Genomic DNA, 21,304 nt, shown 5'->3' on the forward strand with positions numbered 1-21,304 from the left:
GGTTCAGCCCCCTTGGATTCCGGCTGCGATGACTGCACGACCGATCGGCGCAGCAACCGAGCCACCGGTAGCGGCGAGTCCGCGGTCACCACCGTTCTCGACGATGACGGCCACGGCGACCGTCGGATTCTGCGCCGGTGCAAAAGCGATGTACCAGGCGTGCGGCGGAGTTTCCCGCGGATTCACGCCGTGCTCGGCGGTACCGGTCTTGGACGCGATCTGAACGCCGGGGATCTTGCCGTCGCCGCCGGTGAAGTTCTCCGAGCCGATCATCAGATCGGTCAGCGTGGCCGCAACTGCCGGCGAGATCGCCTGACCCATCGACACCGGTGACGGCGTACTGAGATCGGTCAGATCCGGTGCCTGCAACTGGGAGATCAGGTTGGGCTGCATCCGCACACCACCGTTGGCGACGGTAGCGGCGATCACTGCGTTCTCGAGCGGGGTCACCGCGACGTCGCGCTGGCCGATACTGGTCTGGCCGAGAGCCGCGTCGTCGGAGATGTCGCCGACCGTGCTGTCTGCAACCGGCAGCGGGATCGCGGGAGTGTTGGGTCCGATACCGAAGGCGCTGGCCTCGTCCTTGATGGCGTCGGCGCCGTCTTTGATGCCCAGTTCGACGAACGCCGTGTTGCACGAGCGCGCGAACGCGTCGCGCAACGACGCCGTCGGGTTGGGGCCGCACGTGCTGCCGTTGTAGTTCTCGAGGGTCGTGCTGGTGCCGGGCAGCGTGATCTGCGGAGCCGCGGTCAGCTGGTCGTCCGGTGTCGCACCGTTGCCCAGAGCTGCGGCCGTGGTGAGCACCTTGAACGTCGAGCCGGGCGGGTAGGTCTGCGAGATCGCGCGGTTGACCAGCGGATCATTGGGATCGGCATTGAGCTCGTCCCACGCCTTGGTGGTTTCGGCGCCGTCGTGGCTGGCAAGTAGGTTCGGGTCGTAGCTCGGAGTGCTGACCATCGTCAGGATGCGTCCGGTGCTCGGCTCGATGGCGACGACGGAACCGGTGTAACCCTTGCTGGTCAGCTGGTCGTACGCCACCTGCTGCATGGCCGGATTGAGCGTCGTGACGACGTTGCCGCCGCGCGGATCGCGTCCGGACACCAGGTCGAAGAAGCGCTGACTGAACAACCGGTTGTCCGAGCCGTTCAGAATCGGATCCTCGGTGCGCTCGAGGCCGGCGCTGCCGTACTGCATCGAGTAGAAGCCCGTGACCGGTGCGTACGGGTACGGATTCGGATACTCACGCAGGTACTTGTACCGGTCGTCGGTGGCGCGGGAGGCGGCAAGCACCTGACCGGAAGCCGAGATCTGACCTCGCTGGCGTGAGTACTCGTCGAGCAGCACCCGCGAGTTGCGCGGGTCGGCTCGCAGGTCGTCAGCTTTGATGACCTGTACGTACGTGGCGTTGGCGAGGAGCGCGACGACCATCACCATGACGGCCATCGCGACGCGGCGCAGTGGAGTGTTCATACGCGCGGCATCATCTCGGTATTGGCGTCAGCGATTGGGGGCGGACCTTTCTTCTTCGTCACTACCGGCGCACGAGCCGCGTCCGAGATCCGGACGAGGATGGCCAGCAGTAGGTAGTTCGCGAGCAGCGACGAGCCGCCGTACGACATGAACGGTGTTGTCAGACCCGTCAGCGGGATCAGCTTGGTGACGCCGCCGACGACGACGAAAATCTGGATCGCGATCGTGAACGACAGACCGGCGGCGAGCAGTTTGCCGAAGCTGTCGCGCACGGCCAACGCCGTACGCAGGCCGCGGACGATGAGAAGCAGGAACAGCATCAGCACAGCGGCCAGGCCGATCAGGCCGAGCTCTTCGCCGATGGTCGCGATGATGAAGTCCGTCTTCGCGAACGGCACCTGGTTGGGGCGGCCGCTGCCCAGACCTGTTCCGGCGATACCACCGGTGGCCAGGCCGAACAGCGATTGCGAGATCTGATAACCGGTGTTGGCGTAGTCGCCGAGCGGGTCCAGCCAGGTGTCGACGCGCACGCGCACGTGTCCGAACATCTTGTAGGCGAAGAAGAATCCGATGGCGAGCAGTCCGCCGCCGATCACCAGCCAGCCCACACGTTCGGTCGCGATGTAGAGCATCACCAGCACGGTGCTGAAGAGCAGCAGCGACGTACCGAGGTCGGTTTCGAAGACGAGCACACCCACCGAGACGATCCAGGCGAGCAGGATCGGGCCGAGGTCGCGGGCACGCGGAAAGTCCATGCCCAGGAAGTGTTTACCGGCCGAGGTGAACAGGTCGCGCTTGGCGACGAGCACCGACGCGAAGAAGATGATGAGCAGGATCTTCGCGAACTCACCTGGCTGAATGCTGAATCCAGGCAGGCGAATCCAGATTTTTGCGCCGTTCACGCTCGAGAACTTCGCCGGCAGGATCGCGGGAATCGCCAGGAACACCAGGCCTGCGAGGCCGAGTGTGTAGCTGAACCGCGCCATCAGGCGGTAGTCCTTCAAGAACACGAGCAGCAGCACGAAACCGGTGATCGCCAGTGCAGTCCACATGACCTGCTGGTTCGCATCCGGTGACGGTGCTTCGACGCCGTTGTAGAGCGCTGTTTGTTCGTCGGCGAGGTCGAGTCGGTGGATGAGCACCAATCCCAGGCCGTTGAGCAGGGCGACGATCGGCAGCAGCAGCGGATCGGCGTACGGCGCATAGCGCCGAATTGCCAAGTGCGCGATCAGGAACAAGCCCGTGTACGCGAGCGCGTACTTGGCGAGGTCCAGCGTGATCTTCTGTTCCTGGCTCGCCTCGACGAGCAGAAGCGAGACCGTCGTGATGATGACGGCAAAGCCCAGGAGCAGCAGCTCCATGTTTCGACGGGTCGACTGGACCGGCGCCGGGGCAAAACCTCCGGGCGGACTCGGAAAAGCCGTCCCCGCAGCTGCGTTGGACGACATCAGTTGACCGTCCTGCAAGTCTGACCGGGAATGTCGGTCGGCGTCGGCGTAGTCGTGGGTGCCGCCGTCGTCGGCGCAGCAGGCTCCCCGGGCGGTGCGGGGGGCGGCGTGGTCTCCGGTGCCGGCGGGGGAGTGGGCGTGGCCGTCGTCGTCGGGACCGGCTCACAACGAGGCAGCAGATCGCCGCCGATGAGACGGATCATCTGGCTCTGCGCATCTTCACGCTTGCCGGACGGCAACCCGGCGCGCACCTGCTCCTGCGCCGACGGCTGCAGATCCGTCACTTCGAGGATGTTGCAGTTGCTGGGAATCGCGTCGGGGGAGACGAGGGTCAGGACGTCGTCGTCGCCGACGCAACCCACTAGATCCGCGTCTTGCAGCGAGTAGCCGAGCACCGAACCGGGGATTCCGCGCAGCACCGTCACGCGGCCGTTGTCTTCGCCGACGTAGTAGTTGTTGCGGATGACGGCGCGGCCGATCACGGCGCCGACACCGACCAGCGCGATCAGCACCACGGCGAGGACCACCCACCACAACCGGTTCCGCTTCTTCTTCGGTTCCGGTTCGGGTTGGGAGACAACTCGCTTGGGCGTCGCGCGCGGCGGACGCATGGCAGCGGCGCGGCCGGCCGCGGTGTTGGGGGGAGGGGCGTCCTCTTCCTCTTCCGTCGACGCGGCGCCCGCGACGATGGGATGAGACTGGCCGTAATCGAGGTCGATGACATCGGCGACGACGACGGTGACGTTGTCGGGACCGCCGCTGCGCAGCGCCAATTCGATGAGACGGTCGGCGCACTGCTCCTGCGAGCCCTCGCGCATCGTGTTCTCGATGGTCTCGTCGCTGACCACGTCGGAGAGGCCGTCGGAGCAGAGCAGGTAACGATCGCCGGCGCGGGCTTCGCGCACGGTGAGCGTCGGCTCGATCTCGTTGCCGGTCAACGCCCGCATGATCAGGGATCGCTGCGGGTGAGTGTGTGCTTGCTCGGCGGTGATCCGGCCCTCGTCGACCAGCGACTGAACGAACGTGTCGTCGCGGGTGATCTGCGTCAGGTGATCGTCGCGCAGCAGGTAGGCGCGCGAGTCGCCGATGTGCACGAGACCGAGCTTGCTGCCGGAGAAGAGGATCGCGGTGAGCGTGGTGCCCATGCCGTCGAGTTCGGGTTCTTCCTCGACGTGATCGGCGATGGAATCGTTGCCCTCGCGGGTGGCTGCCTCGAGCTTTCCGAGCAGATCCTCGCCGGGCTCGTCGTCGTCGAGATGCGCCAGAGCGGCAATCATCAACTGCGACGCGACCTCACCGGCCGCGTGCCCGCCCATACCGTCGGCCAAAGCCAACAGGCGTGCACCGGCGTACACGGAATCTTCGTTGTTGGAGCGCACGAGACCGCGGTCGCTGCGCGCCGCGTAGCGGAGAACAAGGGTCACGGGCGTAGCTCGATTACCGTCTTGCCGACGCGAACCGGAGTGCCCAGCGGCACGCGCACCGCAGTGGTGACCTTGGCGCGGTCCAGATAGGTGCCGTTGGTCGAACCGAGATCCTCGACGTACCAATCAGCGCCGCGCTGAGAGAGCCGCGCATGGCGCGTCGACGCGTAATCGTCGGTGAGAACGAGCGTCGAATCGTCGGCGCGACCGATCATGACGGGCTGAGAACCCAGGGTGATGCGGGTACCGGCGAGGGCGCCCTGCGTGACCACCAGGTACCGAGGCACCTTCGCCTTGCCCAGCGAGGGCAGGACCTTTCCGGCGCGGGTGTACCGCGGCGGAACCCTGACCCCGGAGCCGGCATAGATGTCGGAGCGGAGAGTGCGGAGGACTGCCCAGACGAACAGCCACAGTAGGAGCAGGAAGCCCGCCCGTGTGAGTTGCAGAATCAGGCCCTGCACGGCTGTCCACCTCCTTCTATGGCTCGAGCCCCGCCGCAGCGGGGTTCGAGCATTGTCGACTGGCAGCATCATAGGGGGCTCTGGGCCCCGAAGATCACGATACTGACAGCCGCGTGACGGCGGCGCGCCGACGGACCGCCGAATGTTCGATTGTTATCGGAAAAATCCTGGCGTCCGTTTCTCAGCTCAGAGAATGCGAACCAGAATCTCCGAGTGACCTGCACGAATGATGTCGCCGTCTGCCAGCTGCCAGTCCTGGACCGGTGCACCGTTGACGGTGGTGCCGTTCGTGGATCCCAAATCGGACAGCATCGCGGTGCGGCCGTCCCAACGGATGTCGATGTGGCGACGTGAGACGCCGGTGTCCGGGAGGCGGAACTGAGCTTCCTGGCCGCGGCCGATGACATTGCTGCCGTCGCGAAGCTGGAAGTGGCGTCCGCTGCCGTCCTCGAGCTGCAGGGTTGCCGTCAGGCTCTGGGCCGTCGGCGCGTATCCACCCTGCGGCTGGGCATAGCCCTGCTGCGGGTAGGCCTGCGTCTGCTCGAAGTTGCCGCCCTGCTCGTAGCCGGCCTGCTCGTACGGCTGCTGTGTGTACGCCTGCGGGTCGTAGCCGCCCTGCTGGTAGCTCTGCTGGTCGTAGCCCGGCTGATCGTAGGACTGGCCGTTGTACGGCTGCTGGTAGCCCTGCTGGTCGTAGCCGCCCTGCTGGTAGCCCTGCTGGTCGTACCCACCCTGGTACGCCTGCTGGCCGTAGCCCTGCTGGTAACCCTGCTGGTCGTAACCGCCACCCTGCTGGTCATAGCTCTGCTGGTCGTAACCGGCCTGCTCGTACGGCTGCTGCTGGTTCGGGTACGCCTGCTGGTCGTAGCCACCCTGCTGCTGGTTGTAGCCCTGCTGGTCGTCGCCTGTTCGGTAACCGTCGCCGCGGTCGTAACCGTTCTGGTACGGCGCTTCCTGGCCCTGCGGAGCGGCGTAACCGCCGTCGTCGTGGGAGTACCCGTTCCGTGCCGGCTGCTGCGGTTCGGGCTGGCGACCCGCCGGTTCGCGGCTTGGTTCGTAGCCTGAGTTCTGCGTCATGGGGCCGGCTCCTGGTTGTGACGGGACTGGATTGGAAACAGGGGGAACAATCGGTGCGGGTCGCTGAGGCGGCCGTTGTGGAGGCCGCGACGAAACCTGCGGAACATGCGACGGCGGTGATGCCTGCTCGGCGTCACCATCCGGGTCGACAGTTCCGCGGGTGCGGAACTGACCGGTGTGGAGCGTAGGCGAAGGCTCGAAAGTGACCGAGATGTCGCCGTACGTCTGCCAACCCTGATCGCGGATGAAATCCTGCAGGTGTCGGCTGAAAGCTTTGGTAGTCAGTTCGCGATCTGCTGCCAACTCTTCGTGATCGGAGTTGTTGATGGTGATCACGTAGTTGTTGGGGGCGAGAAGGATTCCGCCGCCGAGGTGCTCGACGCGGTCACGTGCCTCCTGCTGGAGCGCCGCCTCTACTTCCTGCGGCACAACACCACCACCGAAGACCCGCGCGAATGCGTCGCCGACAGCTCCTTGGAGCTTTCGTTCGAAACGCTGCACGATGCCCATCGGGCCCTCCTCTCGCCTCGCATCTACGACGGCAAAATGCTCGGCAAGTAGCGCCGGCACCGCCTTGTCGCGTGTCGTCCAAACTGCTGTACAGGTTCCACGGTACTGTCAAATGTCGCTTCGGCAGTACCTGGCCGCTGTTTCAGCATGGTATCGGTTCTGGGCTTTTGGGTGCTCGGTGTTCATCGATTCGTGCCCTGAGCTGCACGAATAGAACTTTCAAAGTTTGTCGTGATAATGTTTCGGCGTTGCTCGGGCGAGTGGCGGAATGGCAGACGCGCTGGCTTCAGGTGCCAGTGTCCTTCGGGACGTGGGGGTTCAAGTCCCCCTTCGCCCACCACAAGACGAGGCCACGAACTCACAAGAGTTGGTGGCCTCGTTTTTTTGTTGTCGGCTATCTGGCCGCAGCCTGGATGAAGCTCAGGATGAAGTCCAGTGCGGTGCCCGCAAACGAGTCGTTGACTGGTTGAGTGGCCGCGGCGGGCGTAGTGATCTGAGGGTTCATCATCCCTGGCGGCAGTGTGCCGGGCGGGAGATTGATGATGGCGTTGATGTCGTAGACGGTGTTGTCGGGACCGTTGGTCACCGAGAACGAGATACTGCCGAAGTCGACGACTGGACTATCGGCTGATGCAGTACCAACTGGGCTGCCGAAGGTGATCGCGGCAGCGAGCGCGCCGACACCGAGGGTGGCGGTGGTCCGGGACAAACGAGTAGGCGTTTCGAGTCCATTCACAGATGTGCTCCCTTTCGTGGTGACAGCACCCGCGTGGGAACGCGGAGGAGCCACGAGATTGCAACCACTATCGAGGAAGATAACGGACATTCACCTCGTGGCGGGGTGGTTCGGCACGAAGCCCTTCGTCGTTCTGGAGCTATCGGGATGGGGGTTGCAGCCTGATCACCGTTGCAGGACTTCAGAATGATGCGTTTTGTAGTCACCGCTTTGATATCCCCTTGGCGTACAACTAAGTCGGGTTCCTCGGCAGAAGACCGTGAGACGTCTGGGCGTCGAAGATGGAGTGGGGTCTGAAGAAAGACCCCGAGAGCAGAAAGAACGCCGCCGACCGCACCACCATCGGCTAGCATGCGAAAGTCCATAACGGCTTCATCGCGGCTGTGATCTACGGGGGCCTACCGCAGGTCGCCGATTGCACGTGACGTGGCCTCGTCCGAGGCAGGCCCAGGGGAGCATCGCGCCAGGGAAGTCTACGGCTGGACACGCAGAGGGAGATCTCAGCCTGCCCCAAGATTGTCGCAGGCTCCCGATAGTCTTGGTGCTGTTCTGAAGACAGGAAGAGAGGCCCCGCACCACGTGACTGACGAAGCGCAATCACGCTATGCATTGTCGTTCACCAGTGGTGGCCTCCTCGCCCGCGAGGGTGTGTCCGTCGCAGCGATATACCTTGAGTCTCACGACTGGCAGGCGACCCGGGTCCGAGTTGTCGACGGCAACCTGTTGCAGGCTCGCACTACCTCATCGCTCGGCAGGGTCTCCCGCGAGACCGTTCAGCGGCTCGCTGCGCTCGGCGATGATGAGATCGAACTGCTTGTCGAGGGCAGTCCCTCGGAGCAGCATCACCTGATGTGGGCCGCGGCTTGCCGCCGCTACGTGCTGATCGGCGACTTTGCCGAAGAGGTGCTGCGCGAGCGATTCCTCCTGATGCGGCCGACGCTCGACGTCGAGGACTTCGACCGGTTCATCACCGGTAAGAGCCTGTGGCACCCCGAGCTCGAAGGTCTGAAGTCGTCGACGCGACAGAAGCTTCGGCAGACGTTGTTTCGGATGCTCCGCGAGGCAGGTCTGTACACCGACGCCGGCCACATCATCCCCGCCGTGATCTCTGGGCGCGTCACTGAGGTCCTGGACCGCCGCACGCCCAGCGACCTCCGATTCTTTCCGATGGTCACACCATTCACATCCTCAGGCGACCAGGTGGAGCGATGAAAACAACCCAGCGAAACCTCACTCACGAAGAGAAACACGTATATGACGTGTTGCGTAGCGACCGGTTCTTGAGGATGGAGGGTCTCTCCAAGGAAGTTCCCTTCTTCATCTACCACTTTCCTCCTGCCTGGGCCCTCGACGTCCACGGTATGCGCGACCGGGTCACCACGAAGCTCCAGAGCGATGACGGAATCAATGTGGTCGAGATCAATCTGTACGACCTTGCCGTCGAACTCCTCAACGAACGGGGCGTCTGGGATCGCGTTCTCCATGCGGAGCCGACGATGGACAAGGCCGACTTCCGCGACATGCTTCAGGGCATGCTCGACCCGCACGATCATCTCGCCCCGGCGATCCGAGTTCGGCTCGACACCGAGCCGGCAACTGAACCGAACACGACCGTGGTCTTCCTCACCGGCATCGGTGAGGTGTTTCCGTTCATCCGTACACACACGGTGTTGGAGAACTTGCAGAGCGTGGTCGTGGGTCGCCCGATGTTGGCGTGGTTCCCGGGTACGTACGAGTTCACCCGGGCGACCGGGCACCAGCTCCGCGCATTGAACCTGGGCGCGAGCGACAGCTATTACCGGGCTAAGGACATCCTGGAGCAGGAGACATGAGCATGACCGTGATCAATGAGATCTTCGCCAAGCCGATCGATCGCTCGATCGAAGGCGTCATCAAGGCTGACGACACCTCCCAACTCTCCACTGAGGTGGAGGAGTATGTCCTCACCAATGAGGCCGCCAAGGGTGTCGAGCAGGTGCTGGAGGCGTACACGAACTACACGAACGCCAACGGCGTGTGGATTTCCGGTTTCTTCGGCTCCGGTAAGTCGCACCTGTTGAAGATGCTGGCCCACCTGCTCGGCGACATCGACGGCCTCGACTACCCGCGTGCTGGGGTCTGCACCCAGTTTCGGACGAAGGCTGACGGCGCGTTCCTGCCGGCGTTGATCGACAAGGCCGAACGGATCGAAGCGAAGAGCCTGCTGTTCAACATCGACCAGAAGGCCACCCTGATCTCGAAGGACCAGAACGACGCCCTGCTGAAGGTGTTCGTGAAGATCTTCGACGAGTCCCGCGGCTACTACGGCAATCAAGGACACATCGCTCGCTTTGAGCGCGACCTCGACTTCCGTGACCAGTACGTGGCCTTCCAGGAAGCCTTCGAACAGATCGCGGGAATCCCCTGGTCACAGGGACGCGAGCAAACGGCCCTTGAAGCAGGCAACATTGACAAGGCCTTTACCGAGGTCAATGGCGCCGAGAGTCTCGGCATCATCCGCCAATACAGCGCGAACTACTCGGTCTCGATCGAAGATTTCGCCGACGAGGTCGCCACCTGGCTTGACCAACAGCCTGACGGCTACCGGTTGAATTTCTTCGTCGACGAGGTCGGCCAGTTCATCGGCACCCACACCCAACTCATGCTCAACCTCCAGACCATCGCCGAATCGCTTGCCACCAAATGTCGGGGGCGGGCATGGATCTTCGTGACCTCCCAGGAAGACATGGAGAAGGTCGGCGGCGACCGCACCAAACAGCAGGCCAACGACTTCTCCAAGATCCAGGCGCGCTTCAAGAACCGGCTCAAACTCACCAGCCAGGACGTCGAGGAGGTCATCCGTAAGCGTCTCCTGGCCAAGGCCGATGGTGCGAGCACCGAGGTCGAGGCGATCTATAACGCGGAGCATGCGAACTTCAAGACGCTGTTCGACTTCGTCGAGGGCCGCCATTATCCGAACTACCGCGACGAGCGGCACTTCGTCGGCACCTACCCGTTTGTGGGCTACCAATTCCCGCTTTTCCAGGCCGCGATCGAGTCGATCAGCGACCACAATATCTTCGAAGGCCGCAACAGCTCGGTCGGTGAGCGTTCCATGCTCGGCGTCGTTCAAGAAGTCGCCACCGGCCTCGCTGACCAGCCGCTCGGCACCCTCGCATCCTTCGACCAGATGTTCGAGGGCATCCGGGCATCGCTGAAGGCCGCGAATCAGCGCGCGATCTTGGGCGCCGAGAATGCCTGCGACGGCGGCAAGCTCAGCCAGCTTGCGGTGCGGTTGCTCAAAGCGCTGTTCCTGGTGAAGTACGTCGACAGCTTCAAGGCCACGCCCCGCAACCTCACTGTGCTGGTCTACGACCGCTTTGGTACCGATCTGACCCAGCTCGGCAAAGATGTCATCGAGGCGCTGAACATACTGGAGGCGCAGACCTACATTCAGCGCAGTGGCGACCTGTACGACTACCTGACCAACGAAGAGCAGAAGATCGAGCAGGAGATCAAGGACGTCGACATCGACAGCTCCGAGGCCTCCGCGAAACTCAACAAGCTGCTAGCCGAGTCGGTCGTCAAGACTACGAAGGCTGTCGGCAAGAACGGTCAGAATTTCCCGTTTGGCTACAAACTCGACGGTGTCCCCTACGGCAAGCAGTACGAGCTGTCGTTGCACTTCATCAGCCCCGAGACAGATTTCAGTCTGGATCAGATCAAGATGCAGAGCGCAGGGTTCGACGAGCTTCGCGTCGCGCTCCCGGCGGAAGCGAACCGAATCCTCGCCGACCTGCGTCTGCTCCTGAAGACGGAGAAGTACGTCAAGCGCGCTCAGGGGTCCAGCCGCACCGCGATCGAGACCAGGATCCTCAGCGAGAAAGGCTCCCAGAACGCCGAGCGGGAGAAGGAAATCGTCGAACGTCTCCGGACTGCGGTCGGGGCGTCGGCCCTGATCCACAACGCCGGGGTCCTCGATGTGACCGCTACGGATGCGCAAAATCGCATCAACGACGGCTTCGGCAAGGTCATCGCCGCCACGTACACCAATCTCAGCATGCTCGGCGGCAAAACATTCAGCGAGCAGAGCCTGCCCGGGCTGGTGAACCCAGCCGACGGCATCTTCTCCGAGGCCGACAGCATCCTCGATGTCCCCGCAGGCGACCTGCTCGGACATCTGGAGATGCGCGGAAAGCGGCACGAGATGGTCACGATGAAAAAGCTCATCGAGCGTTACACCACCAAGCCGTACGGCTGGGATCAGTGGTCCATCGCCGCTGTGGTGGCCCATCTCGCAGGGCAGACAAAGATCGAGATCCAGGTAGACGGCAAGACTCTCGCCCGGACGGAGATCGTCGGAAGTCTGCGCAACACCCAGCGCTACCCAAATCTGATCGTTGCTCCGCAGCGCGTCTACGACCAGAAGATCGTGAACCTGTTCCGCAAGTTCGTCATCGACTTCACCGACGACGGCGCCATCACAAAGGATGCCGCCGAACTCGGCCGCGTCGGCAAAGAACATCTCGAAGCCAAACTTGCCGAGCTGAAGGCACTGCGCTCAGGCGCCGCCGCCTACCCGTTCATCGACCAGCTCGACGAACCGATCGGGTTACTCGCGGAGCTGAGCAGTAATTCCGCGGCCTGGTTCGTCGAGCATTTCGCCGGTGCCGACGATTTGCTCGATGCCAAGGACAATGTGATTGATCCGATCAAGGCGTTCCTCAACGGCAATCAGCGCAGCGTCTACGACGACGCCCGCTCATTCATCCAAGCGAACAGCACCAACATCGCCTATCTACCCGCCGGAGTCGCCGACGGGATCGAGACCGCGCTCGAAGACGCCCAGATCTTCCGCGGCAATAAGACCGCACAGCTCGGCAGCGTGGTCACGGCTGTGAGGACGCAACTTGATGGCGTGGTTGCTGCTGAGCGGGACGCAGCGGCTGCCAAGATCGACGACTACTGGAAGCAGGTACCGGTCAGCGCGGCGTATGCGGCTGCGACGGAGGCGGCTCGTCAGTCGGTGACCCGCCAGACTGAGCAGATGCTGGCGCGCGTCCAACAGGAGAGGCAGATCCCTACGATCCGTCACCTTGCTGCGCAGTTCGATGACACGATCTATCCCGCGATCCTCGACACGCTCGAAGCCGCGAAAGCTGCGCCGGCTCCCGGCTGGGAGGACTCCGATGACGGTGAAACGCCGGTTCCGGTCAAGCCGACGCCCCTGGTGAAGCAGAGCATTTCGATCAGGAAACTCTCTTGGCCGGGAGCGGGTGGGGTGCTCGAAACCGAGGCGCAGGTTGACGTCTATCTGGATCAACTTCGCGCGACTTTGCTCGCGACGATCAACGACAACAAGCGCATCACTCTCTAACAGGCCCGGGCCTCTTCAACGACACAGGTTTAAGGACGCAGCATGGATACCAAACCACTGGAGAGTTTCGCGAAGGCCGCCAGGCGCGAACTGATTGTCGCCGTCGAAGCGCGGGTATCGACGGTGCTCGCCGCCGGGTCTGTCGCGCGTAGCGAGCGCGCTGAGACTGTGCGCCTTCTTGAGTCGCTGATCGCCGATCACGGTCGTGAGCACGTGATCGACAAGGTCGCATACACCTGGTTCAACCGTCTCATCGCCCTACGCTTCATGGACTCCCGCGGCTACACCGACGCCGGGATCGTCTCCCCGGCATCGGGCCAAGCCCACGGCCAGCCAGAGATCTTGGCCGACGCGAAACGTGGCGACGTCGACACCGAGGTCGTCACCAATGCCAGCGCTCACGAGGCGATCATTGGTCTGTTGGACGGCACCCGCCGCAGCACCGACGCCGAGGGCGAGGCCTATGCGCTGTTGCTCACCGAGTACTGCCGGTATTGGCACAAGACGATGCCGTTCATGTTCGAGGCGGAGGGCGCTTACACCGAGTTGCTTGTGCCCGCAGGCTTGCTCGCCGATGGGGCGCTCCTGTCCCGGGCCCGCGAAGTGCTCACCGAGGAGGTCTGTGACGACGTCGAGGTTATCGGCTGGCTCTACCAGTTCTACATCTCCGAGCGGAAAGACGAGGTTTTCGCCGGGTTCAAGAAAAACAAGAAGGCCGGCGCCGACGAGATCCCTGCAGCAACCCAGCTCTTCACTCCGCACTGGATCGTCCGCTACCTCCTGCAGAACTCGCTCGGACGACTCTGGATGCTAAACCGGCCGACCTCGCAACTGGTCGACCAGATGGACTACTACATCGCGCCGATCGAGGAGGAGACCGATTTCCTGAGGGTTTCGGCGCCTGAAGAGTTGACGGTGATCGACCCGGCGTGTGGGTCGGGGCATATGCTTACTTATGCCTTCGACCTTCTGTACTCGATTTACGAGGAGGAGGGTTATGCGCCGTCGGAGATTCCGAGTCTGATCCTTGCCCACAATCTTCATGGCACCGAGATCGATCCGCGCGCCGGGGCGTTGGCGGCGTTCGCACTGTCGATGAAGGCGCGGGCGAAGGACCGCCGCTTCTTCAACCGTCCGGAAGTTCAGCCGAAGATTTGCGTGATCGAGCCGATCTCATTCACCCCCGATGAGATTGACCTGCTTGTCACCAAGGACGGCGACCGCAATGCCGAAGAATCGTTATGGAATCAGTTCCGTGATGCCGACACGTTCGGTTCGCTGATCCAGCCGGATCCAGATGCGACGGTGCAGGCAGCCCTAGTTCTAAAGGGGCTCAACGACCTGGAAGCGACACTCCACTACGACACCCTGAATCGTGCCCGTCTGGCGGTAGCGCAGGCCGAGATCCTGAGCACGACGTACTCGGTGGCAGTTGCCAACCCTCCGTACATGGGCAGCAAGAACATGGATGCACGGCTCGCCGAGTTCGCTCAGTCCGAATTCAAAGAGGCGAAATCCGATCTATTCGCGATGTTCATCCAGCGTTGCTTGACGCTGACAGTGCCGCATGGCGCCACCGCCATGATCACGATGCAGTCGTGGATGTTCCTCTCATCGTATGAGGAGTTACGCGAGAAGGTCGTGCGGCTCAGTCCGCCGGTTTCCATGGCTCATCTTGGCGAGCGGGCGTTCGACTCGATCGGCGGTGCTGTGGTGTCGACGACCGCCTTCGTCCTCGAACCGGGCCGAAGCGCCGTGCGGGGTGCAGACTTCATACGTGTCGTTGAAGGCGAGAATGAAGCCGCGAAACGAACCGCCTTGCTTAAAGGTGCGCAGAGTGCGGACTGCGTGTGGCGATATGCGGCGTCTTCTGAGGACTTCGCCAAGGTGCCCGGCGCGCCGATTGCGTACTGGCTCTCCGACGGCATGCGTGCGACATTCAGCGCCTTTCCTGCGCTGTCGTCGCGCTCGCGATCAGCAAAAGGGCTCGTAACGGCCAACAATGATGCGTTCGTCCGATACTGGTGGGAAGTGGCGTCGAGTCGCATCGGCTTTGGCTATAGCGACCGTGACTCTGCAAGGAGCTCCAGGAAACGATGGTTTCCGTACGCGAAAGGGGGTGAATACCGTCGCTGGGCCGGAAACATTGATTCTGTTGTTGATTGGGAAAGTGACGGGCTCAGAATTCAAACAACGCTGACTGCAGACGGTTCGAGAGTCAGAGCGACGAATTTTAACCTCGACCGGATTTTCCGTCCAGGTATTGCCTGGACGGTCGTCACGTCAGGGCCGCAGACCTTCCGGAAAGTCCCGAGCGGGTCACTGTTTGACGCGGCGGCGGGCTTGTGTCAGTCGCAGAGTGACGATGTCCATCTTGGAGTTCTGAACTCCTCGGTTGCTTCAGAAATTCTTGCGACGGTTAGTCCTACACTCAACCTGCATCCGGGCTACCTTGGCTCGGTTCCTGTTTCATCTGCTGCTGACAATGATGCATTCCAGGAGAATGTTCACGCCGCCGTTGCCACCTCACAGGCAGACTGGGATGACTACGAGACCTCATGGGGTTTCACGCGCCTATCGTGGTTTGGGGACTTCGCCGGGCGGGGTTCACTCTGGCAGCGCTATTTCTTATGGTCGAAGAACCAGAAAAGTACTGCCGACGAGCAACAAACCCGCGAAACGCGAAACAACCGCTTAGTTGCTGAAGCATATGGGTTGCAAGACGAGGTTCCGATCGATGTACCGCTGCATCGGGTCTCGCTGACGCGTAACGTCGAGTTCCGATACGGACCCGGAAAATCTGAGGCTGAGTACGAGACGCTGGAGCGAGCAGACCTTGCCGCGGAGCTAATCACCTACGCTGTCGGTTGCATGTTCGGCCGCTACAGCCTCGATGAGCCGGGCCTGATCCTCGCCGACCAAGGCGCAACACTGCAGGACTATCTCACGAAATTCTCGACAAGCTCATCCAGTGACGTCACGCTTATGCCTGACGCGGACAATGTTATTCCATTCGTCGATGACGGTTGGTTTGAGGACGATGTCGTCGAAGGCTTTCGAGAATTCCTGAAGGTCGCATTCGGCGCGGACCACTTCGAAGAGAACCTGCGGTTCGTGGAAGAGTCGTTGGGCGTCAAGGCACTTCGCGACTACTTCATCACGAAGTCGGGTAAGTCGAAGTTCTACGACGATCATGTGAAGCGCTACAAGAAGCGCCCGATCTACTGGATGTTCTCCAGCTCCAAGGGCTCGTTCAACGCGCTGATTTACTTGCACCGCTACACACCGTCGACGGTCTCGACCGTGCTCAACGAGTACCTGCGCGAGTACGAGAACAAACTGCAGAAGGCATTTGAGCGTGCCGAGGCTGCGGCCGCTGGCGGCACATCGGCGAAGGACCAGAAGGAAGCGGATCGGCTGCGCAAGGTACTCGCCGAACTGCGTGACTACGAGCATGACGTTCTCTATCCGCTCGCCACCCAGCAGGTCGAGATCGACCTCGATGACGGCGTCAAAGTGAACTACCCGAAGTTCTACCCGGCCGTGAAGAAGATTGTTGGCTTGGAGTCCAGCGATGGGTAACGCGCAGGTGCGCGCTCGGACCGGCTCGCGACGACGAGGACGATGAATGAGTAAGACCCCCACGATCGCGGACCACCTTGCGGATCGCTTCGACTCCAAGCGCATAGTCGTATGGCACGATCCCGACGGCGGCTACGCCGCCGCCCTCGACGCGCTCGCGCTGAGCGACGTGACGGTGCTGCGCATCGCCGATGACGAATTCGCAGTCAAACATCGGGTACTGCGTGAAGAACCGACGGCGAAGTTCTTGATCTACCGATCCGGTAGCGTGCCCGAAGGTGTCGGGAACTGGTTGCTCGACATCGAACTGGCCTACGGCCCGGTGTTCACCGCAGACCGTGACGCGTTGATGAGGGTCGACCTCGAGCTCACAGCGCCGGGTTCCGACGAGTTGATTGCCAGGTATCAGTCGTTCTTCAACGACGCGAAGCTGGTGGCGAGGCTCAAATCGTTGCCGTTGAGAGGCAGCGACCTGACGGTGGCGCAGGCACAAATGTGCGCCGTGCTTCTGAACCAGAAGGAACACAGCTTCTCAGAGTTGACGCGCACGCTGCTGATGCAGCACGCCGACGGCGATACCACCGGATTTGACGCGCTTTCCGCCCACGGCCTCGCGGACTTCTACTGGGCCGGAGCCTCCGGCTTCTACGGGTTCACCTCGCAGACGCCGACGATGGCTGGGTTCGTGCTATGGATGTTTCAGCGCGCCGTCGACGGGTTCGGAGTCGCCGAGTCGAAGAAGGCACGAAACCTGGCGCTCGACTTCCGCGGTTTCCGTGACTCTAAACGCAGCAGTGCAGCGATGAAGTCACTGGCCCGGACCGTCGAGGGTAACCTCGACTACGCCGATCACGTCAGTGAGATTGGTTGGGAGACACTGAAGGACACGGACATCTTCGATGCCAGTGAGCGTGAGGTGATCCGGCGTCTGGTGGAGGGTATCGGTGCGCAGACAATGTCGTATCGCGATATCGCCGATGCGATTAGTGCCAGACGTCGCGACAGCTTCTGGTTTGACGACTACGCGACTCTGTACGAGGGGTTGAGCGCCGCAGCCGAACTCATTCAGGCGATCCGGAACGCCGTGTTTCACATCAGCAGCTTCGACGAGGGACTGACACGGTATCGCGACGAGTGGTTCCGTATCGACCAGTGCTATCGCCAGTTCACCCAGGCGTATCTCACTGCTGAGTTCAAGCAGCCGATTGCGATGCTTGCCGAACTGGTCGAGAAGGCTTACGTCACCGATTTCCTCGCTCCGCTCGGGGCGGCATGGCAGCAACAAGTCGATGCAGTTCCGCAGTGGCGCACCATCAACATGACCTCGCAATCGTCGTTCTACGACCAGTACGTCGCCCCGACACTCAAAGGCCGTAAGAAGGCCGTCGTTATCATTTCCGACGCACTCCGTTACGAGATTGCCGACGAGCTGAGTGCGAAGATCCGAGGAGAGAACAAGTTCTCCGCTTCCATCGACGCCATGCTCGGCGTCCTGCCGTCGTACACACAACTCGGGATGGCGGCACTACTCCCACACACCACGCTGGCGCATTCCTCAGACGGCGATCCGGTGCTGGTCGACGGACAGAAGTCCGACGGCACCGCGAACCGCAGCAAGATCCTCAGCGCAGTTGGCGGGACGGCGATCCGGGCGACGGACTTCGTCGAGATGAAGCCGGCCGATCGTCGTGACCTGTACTCGTCAAATCAGGTTCTGTACGTCTACCACGACACGATCGACGCGACCGGGGACAAACCCGTCTCCGAACACCGAACCTTCACGGCGGCAGCGGACGCGGTCCGTGAGCTGATCGACATCGTCAAAAAGCTTGCGAGCGCGAACGCGACGAACATCATCATCACCGCCGATCACGGGTTCCTCTATCAGCGCTCCAAACTGGCCGAGCAGTTCAATCTCACGGTGAAACCGCAGGGTGAGCAGATCGTAAAATCAACGCGCCGCTACGTGCTGGGGCGAGGTTTGAAGAAGGACGCGGCGTTCACGACGTTCAAGCCCGACCAAGTGGGACTGTCGAGCGACCTGGAAGTGCAGATCCCGAATTCGATTCAGCGGATCGTGCAGCCCGGAGCCGGATTCCAGTTTGTGCACGGTGGCGCCTCGCTGCAGGAGATCGTAGTACCGGTGATCCAGATCAACAAGAGGCGCAGCGACACAGTCGATCCGGTGAATGTCGACATTCACCCCGAGTCGGATCGGATCACGACCGGGCAGATCGTGGTCAAGTTGTACCAATCGGCCAAGGTGGAGCCGCACAAACCCGCGCGGCGGCTGCGTGCTGGTCTCTACTTCGGAGACACACTGATATCAAACGAGCAGGAGATGGCCTTCGACTCGAGCAGTGATGCTGGTCGCGATCGATTCCAAAGCGTGACACTGCTTCTCAGTAGGGACGCAGACGAGGCCAACAACCATAGCGTCGAATTCCGACTCTCGGAGCCGATCGAGGGTACCGATCAGTGGAAGAAATACAAGAGCGCGCCATTCACGATCAAACGTGCCTTCGCCAGTGACGACGGATGGGATTTCTGATGAGTGACCACATCGACCTGACCGAGGCGGCCCTCATCGAGCAGACGCCCGAGGAGGGGCCTGCTGGTGCCGTGCCCGAGCTGACGGCGTTGGACCGCAAGATCAACGCGCATTTCCCGGGTGCTGTCGTGCGCAAGGACCTCGTCAAGGCGGTCAAAGGCAACGCGATCGTGCCGTCTTACGTACTGGAGTACCTGCTCGGGCAGTTCGCCGCGTCCGACGACGAGGCGACGATCCAGGAGGGCATCGAGAAGGTGCGCCGGATCCTTGCCGAGCACTATGTTCACCGCAACGAGTCGGAGCTGGTGAAGTCGAAGATTCGCGAGAAGGGTCGCTTCCGGATCATTGACCGGGTCAGCGTGACGTTGAACGAGAAGGACGACGTCTATCAGGCGTCGTTCGCGAACGTCGGCATCAGCGGGGTGCTCGTGGATTCGAGCACGGTGACCGCGAACCAGAAACTACTGGTGGGCGGCGTGTGGTGCCTGTGCGACATCGAGTACTTCCACAGTGACGACGCCCGTGTGGCGCCCTGGATTTTGGGTCGATTGCAGCCGATCCAGATGTCGAGTTTTGACTACGCCGGTTACCTCCAGGCCCGGGCCGAGTTCACCACCGAAGACTGGATAGACCTTCTGGTCCAGTCAATCGGCTTCAACCCCGAGCTGTTCGGGCGACGCGCGAAACTGCTTCAGTTGATCCGGCTGATCCCGTTCGTGGAGCGCAACTACAACCTCGTCGAACTGGGCCCGAAGGGCACCGGCAAATCGCACATCTACTCTGAGTTCTCGCCCCACGGCATGTTGATCTCCGGCGGTGAGATCACCGTGCCGAAACTGTTCGTGAACAACGCCAACGGGAAGATCGGTCTTGTCGGCTACTGGGACGTTGTCGCGTTCGATGAGTTCGCGGGCAAGAAGAAGCGGACCGACAAGGCGCTGGTCGACATCATGAAGAACTACATGGCGAACAAGTCCTTCTCCCGCGGTGTCGAGACGCTTGGGGCGGAGGCGTCGATGGTGTTCGTCGGCAACACCTCGCACACCGTTCCGTACATGCTCAAGCACTCAGATCTCTTCGACGAGCTCCCCGAGAGCTACCACGACTCGGCCTACCTCGACCGCTTGCACTTTTACATCCCTGGTTGGGAAATTGACACGATCCGCGGCGAGATGTTCTCCAGCGGTTACGGTTTCGTTGTCGACTACATTGCCGAAGTCCTCAAGTCGATGCGAAATCTCGACTACTCTGATCGTTACCAGCAGTACTACACACTCGGCTCGGACATCTCCACTCGCGACCGAGACGGCATCCACAAGACGTTCTCCGGACTGATGAAATTGCTCTATCCGCACGAGAAGGCCACCGCCCAGGAGATCGAAGAGATCTTGCGCTTCGCAATCGAGGGTCGCAAACGCGTCAAGGACCAGATCCTGCGCATGGACTCCACCATGGCAACGGTGAGGTTCGGGTACCAATCACTCGCGGGTGAGTGGACCGCTGTCACGACACTGGAGGAAGACGAGTACCCCCGGCACTACTACCGCGATCGCCCAGACGCTGTCGAGGAGATCGAGAACCTTGCCGGTCCGGCCCAACCCGTGGTGGGTGCGGCCGGCTCGGAGAAGGCGGTCGTCTCCGTCCCGGTAAAGGAGGAGTTGTATCAAGGGCACCGGGATTTCGTCGAAAATCAACGCGGCGTCTCCTACGAGACCCTCCTTATGCCGTACCTGCGCGGCGCGTCCGAGATCGAGTTGCACGACCCGTACATCCGGATGAACCACCAGGGTCGGAATCTCGTCGAGTTACTGGCCTTGATCGCCTCGGCCAAAGACCCCGCCGACGAGGTGACATTCAAGCTCTACACCCTGCTCGAGACCGACCCTGAGTATCAGAAGAGACAGTTGCAGATGATCGGCCAGATCATTCAGGGGGCTGCCCAACAGGGCATCAAGCTTGACGTGGCTAAGGACCCTGGCGGTCATGATCGCTGGATCCGCACGAACAACGGTTGGCGAATCAACCTCGGCCGGGGCCTCGACATCTTTCAGAAGCAAGAAGGCGGCTGGTTCGACTTCGGCAGTACGCGGCAGGAGTTCCGTCAGGCCAGGGCATTCGGCGTGACGTATATCCGGGAAGCGAATTGACGGCGGACGTCGATGAGGACGGAACGAGCGGCACCAAGCGTCTTTGACAGCAGCTCCGTGATGGTTACCTCGGCGTTGCCCTTCCCCGGAATGGTGATAGTCGATTGAGATTTCCACATCGGAGTGTCTACAGTCATTCGTCCTCATTCTCGTTCGCCGGGCAGCGTCAATTTTTGCTTCGCCGTTGTGGCGGGTGCCGCCGTGCAGCACGATTTGGTCACGGGTGGCGCTCGCGAAGCAGGAGTAAAGAACCTCTACGGACAAGAATCGAATCCCCCGACGACGGTCTCCGTCTGAGGGTAAGCGATCGCTTTCAATTTTCGGGTTAACCTGCGTGGGGCCGAGAAGTGGGTGGCGAACTTGCGGGGGCAACTCTTTCCGGGCGAGGAAATTTGGGCCTTGTCGAAAACCAATCAACTCCGGCCTGTGCTGGACGGACTGGCAATCACAAATGCCCGTGTCATGGCATTCAGCAGCATCGAAATAGCTACCCGCGGCCCCCGAGTCGCCGTCGACGCCGACAATACATCCCGGTTCGAGTT

General features: G+C 61.8%; 12 protein-coding genes and 1 tRNA gene. 7 read left to right on the forward strand and 6 right to left on the reverse strand.

The window, feature by feature from the left end; all coding sequences use genetic code 11:
- Positions 1-3: 3 nt before the first annotated feature.
- The 5 genes from RA302_RS00170 to RA302_RS00190 form a co-directional block, all read right to left on the reverse strand.
- A complete protein-coding gene (locus RA302_RS00170; RefSeq protein ID WP_007735774.1) occupies positions 4-1,470 on the reverse strand; it encodes a penicillin-binding protein 2 in 1,467 nt (488 codons plus the stop codon).
- A complete protein-coding gene (locus RA302_RS00175) occupies positions 1,467-2,918 on the reverse strand; it encodes an FtsW/RodA/SpoVE family cell cycle protein (protein WP_007735775.1) in 1,452 nt (483 codons plus the stop codon). The genes RA302_RS00170 and RA302_RS00175 overlap by 4 nt, the downstream gene beginning before the upstream one ends.
- Positions 2,918-4,342: a PP2C family serine/threonine-protein phosphatase gene (locus tag RA302_RS00180; RefSeq protein WP_030536701.1), complete on the reverse strand. Its 1,425-nt coding sequence runs from the start codon at positions 4,340-4,342 to the stop codon at positions 2,918-2,920. Before RA302_RS00180 ends, RA302_RS00175 begins: the two co-directional genes overlap by 1 nt.
- On the reverse strand, positions 4,339-4,803 hold the full coding sequence (locus tag RA302_RS00185; RefSeq protein WP_003943418.1) for an FHA domain-containing protein: 465 nt from the start codon (positions 4,801-4,803) through the stop codon (positions 4,339-4,341). The genes RA302_RS00180 and RA302_RS00185 overlap by 4 nt, the downstream gene beginning before the upstream one ends.
- Before the next feature lie 186 nt (positions 4,804-4,989).
- Complete coding sequence (locus tag RA302_RS00190; RefSeq protein WP_030536700.1) at positions 4,990-6,390, reverse strand: DUF3662 and FHA domain-containing protein; 1,401 nt, start codon at positions 6,388-6,390, stop codon at positions 4,990-4,992.
- Positions 6,391-6,644: 254 nt separating this feature from the next.
- Here RA302_RS00190 and RA302_RS00195 point away from each other — a divergent pair.
- Positions 6,645-6,730: transfer RNA gene (locus RA302_RS00195), tRNA-Leu, on the forward strand.
- 54 nt (positions 6,731-6,784) lie between these two features.
- Here RA302_RS00195 and RA302_RS00200 read toward each other — a convergent pair.
- Positions 6,785-7,126 (reverse strand): hypothetical protein, encoded by a 342-nt coding sequence (locus RA302_RS00200; protein WP_030536699.1) that lies wholly within the window; start codon positions 7,124-7,126, stop codon positions 6,785-6,787.
- A 579-nt stretch (positions 7,127-7,705) separates the two neighbouring features.
- Here RA302_RS00200 and RA302_RS00205 point away from each other — a divergent pair.
- From RA302_RS00205 to brxL, 6 genes are read left to right on the forward strand one after another with little or no spacing between them, the layout of a single operon-like run.
- Positions 7,706-8,338 (forward strand): DUF1819 family protein, encoded by a 633-nt coding sequence (locus RA302_RS00205; RefSeq protein WP_030536698.1) that lies wholly within the window; start codon positions 7,706-7,708, stop codon positions 8,336-8,338.
- On the forward strand, positions 8,335-8,958 hold the full coding sequence (locus RA302_RS00210; RefSeq protein WP_030536697.1) for a DUF1788 domain-containing protein: 624 nt from the start codon (positions 8,335-8,337) through the stop codon (positions 8,956-8,958). Before RA302_RS00205 ends, RA302_RS00210 begins: the two co-directional genes overlap by 4 nt.
- A gap of 2 nt (positions 8,959-8,960) precedes the next feature.
- A complete protein-coding gene (gene brxC / locus RA302_RS00215; RefSeq protein ID WP_155277929.1) occupies positions 8,961-12,482 on the forward strand; it encodes a BREX system P-loop protein BrxC in 3,522 nt (1,173 codons plus the stop codon).
- A 42-nt stretch (positions 12,483-12,524) separates the two neighbouring features.
- The gene (gene pglX, locus RA302_RS00220; RefSeq protein WP_030536695.1) at positions 12,525-16,064 is read left to right on the forward strand and encodes a BREX-1 system adenine-specific DNA-methyltransferase PglX; all 3,540 of its coding nucleotides are present in this window, start codon (positions 12,525-12,527) and stop codon (positions 16,062-16,064) included.
- 46 nt (positions 16,065-16,110) lie between these two features.
- The gene (pglZ, locus tag RA302_RS00225; protein ID WP_030536694.1) at positions 16,111-18,615 is read left to right on the forward strand and encodes a BREX-1 system phosphatase PglZ type A; all 2,505 of its coding nucleotides are present in this window, start codon (positions 16,111-16,113) and stop codon (positions 18,613-18,615) included.
- Positions 18,615-20,762: a BREX system Lon protease-like protein BrxL gene (gene brxL, locus RA302_RS00230; RefSeq protein ID WP_080712753.1), complete on the forward strand. Its 2,148-nt coding sequence runs from the start codon at positions 18,615-18,617 to the stop codon at positions 20,760-20,762. Before pglZ ends, brxL begins: the two co-directional genes overlap by 1 nt.
- Positions 20,763-21,304 lie beyond the last annotated feature (542 nt).

Origin of the sequence: Rhodococcus sp. DN22 (genome assembly GCF_036669995.1) — a bacterium.
GTDB lineage: Bacteria > Actinomycetota > Actinomycetes > Mycobacteriales > Mycobacteriaceae > Rhodococcus_F > Rhodococcus_F erythropolis.

Excerpts from the sequence above, each read along its gene's own strand:
- RA302_RS00170 (WP_007735774.1), bottom strand. The coding sequence starts at position 1,470 with ATGAACACTCCACTGCGCCGCGTCGCGATGGCCGTCATGGTGATGGTC.
- RA302_RS00175 (WP_007735775.1), bottom strand. The coding sequence starts at position 2,918 with ATGTCGTCCAACGCAGCTGCGGGGACGGCTTTTCCGAGTCCGCCCGGA.
- RA302_RS00190 (WP_030536700.1), bottom strand. The coding sequence starts at position 6,390 with ATGGGCATCGTGCAGCGTTTCGAACGAAAGCTCCAAGGAGCTGTCGGC.
- RA302_RS00210 (WP_030536697.1), top strand. The coding sequence starts at position 8,335 with ATGAAAACAACCCAGCGAAACCTCACTCACGAAGAGAAACACGTATAT.
- brxC (WP_155277929.1), top strand. The coding sequence starts at position 8,961 with ATGACCGTGATCAATGAGATCTTCGCCAAGCCGATCGATCGCTCGATC.
- pglX (WP_030536695.1), top strand. The coding sequence starts at position 12,525 with ATGGATACCAAACCACTGGAGAGTTTCGCGAAGGCCGCCAGGCGCGAA.
- pglZ (WP_030536694.1), top strand. The coding sequence starts at position 16,111 with ATGAGTAAGACCCCCACGATCGCGGACCACCTTGCGGATCGCTTCGAC.
- brxL (WP_080712753.1), top strand. The coding sequence starts at position 18,615 with ATGAGTGACCACATCGACCTGACCGAGGCGGCCCTCATCGAGCAGACG.